We start from the raw sequence: 1509 nt of genomic DNA, 5'->3' as shown, positions 1-1509 counted from the left end.
GGACGCCCCAGTCGCGGGGGGTGCGGGAGGTGCCTGCCGAGCGGCCGGGGCCGGCGGCGAAGCCGGTGTCGTGGCTCAGGACCCGGTAGGGGGTGGTGGAGAAGCCCGCCGCGCGCAGGGTCGCCTCGACCGTCCAGAAGACGCGGGGCCGCGCCGACACCGGACCCGCGTGCACCGCGAGGCGGCCGTGCGGGGTGAGGACACGGCGGGTGAGCCCGTAGAACTCCTGGGAGTACAGCTTGGTGCTCGCGGTGATGCCGGGATCGGGGAGGTCCGCGAGGACCACGTCGTACCGCCCGGCCGGCGCCCGGCGCAGCCAGCTCAGCGCGTCCGCCGTGGTGACGTGCACCCGCGGGTCGTCGTACGCGTGCGCGTTGAGGGACGACAGGCCGGGGTCGTGGCGCGCCAACCGCACCAGACCCGCGTCCAGTTCGACCACGTCCACCCGCGAGACCCCGCTGTGCCGCAGCACCTCCCGCGCGGCCAGCCCGTCCCCGCCGCCCAGGATCAGCACCCGCCGGTGCGGCCCCGACAGCGCGGGACGGACCAGTGCCTCGTGGTACCGCCGCTCGTCCCGCCCGCCGACCCGCAGCCGCCCGCCGAGGAAGAGGTCGAGCGGCTTGCCGTCCGTGCCCCCGGCGAGCACCACCTCCTGTACGTCCGTCTGCGCGGCCACCCGCACGTCCGGCCCGTACACCGCGCGCCGGGCGGCCGCCTCGAAGTCACCGGCGAGCACGGCGGCGGAGGCGAGCACGCCGAGCACCACGAGCCCGGCCACGAGCAGCGTCCAGCGGGCGCGCCGGGTGAGATCGCGGCGGAACAGGCCGAGCACCAGCGCGCTCCCCGCGACCACGTTCACCGACCCGGTGAGCAGCGCGCCGGTCAACTGCCCCAGGAACGGCAGGAGCAGGAAGGGGAACGCCAACCCTCCGACCAGCGCGCCCACATAGTCGGCAGCGAAGAGATCGGCCACCGCCCCGCCCGCGTCCTGCCGCCTGATGCGCTGGATCAGCTCCATCAGCAGGGGCACCTCGGCCCCGACCAACAACCCGATGGCCAGCGAGAATCCGACCAGCAGACAGCACGGCCCGTCCGCCCAGATCCCGCCCCACCCCCCGGTCCACGCGAACACCGCGTACACCGCCATCGCACTGCACCCGCCCACCAGCGCGAGCGCGGTCTCGATCGCGCCGAACCCCACCGCCGCGTGCCAGCGCAGCCGTTTGGCGGCGAGCGAGCCGATGCCCATGGCGAACACCATCACCGACAGCACCACGGACGCCTGGGTGACCGAGTCACCGATCAAGTAGGAGGCGAAGGCGACGAGTTCGAGTTCGTACACCAGCCCGCAGGCCGCGCAGACGAAGACGCACGCGAGCACCAGGAACCCTCCAGCACCCCCCGGATGGTCTGCGCGGAGACCGGGTCGACGCCTTCGAACGGCTCGTCCAGGAACAGCACTTCGGGGTTGTGCAGCAGGGCCGCGGCGAGTCCGATCTTCTTGCGCAT

General features: G+C 73.8%; 1 protein-coding gene. It reads right to left on the bottom strand.

The genetic code is table 11. The features are described 5' to 3' along the window. The coding region (locus CCN33_RS30535) for a polyamine aminopropyltransferase (RefSeq protein ID WP_425275881.1) at nt 1–1509 on the bottom strand (1509 nt) is incomplete at both ends.

It is taken from the genome of Streptomyces recifensis (assembly GCF_002154615.1).
Classification (GTDB): domain Bacteria; phylum Actinomycetota; class Actinomycetes; order Streptomycetales; family Streptomycetaceae; genus Streptomyces; species Streptomyces griseoluteus.
The sequence above is the reverse complement of the archived record's forward strand: the minus strand, read 5'-3'. Positions and strand labels throughout refer to the sequence as shown.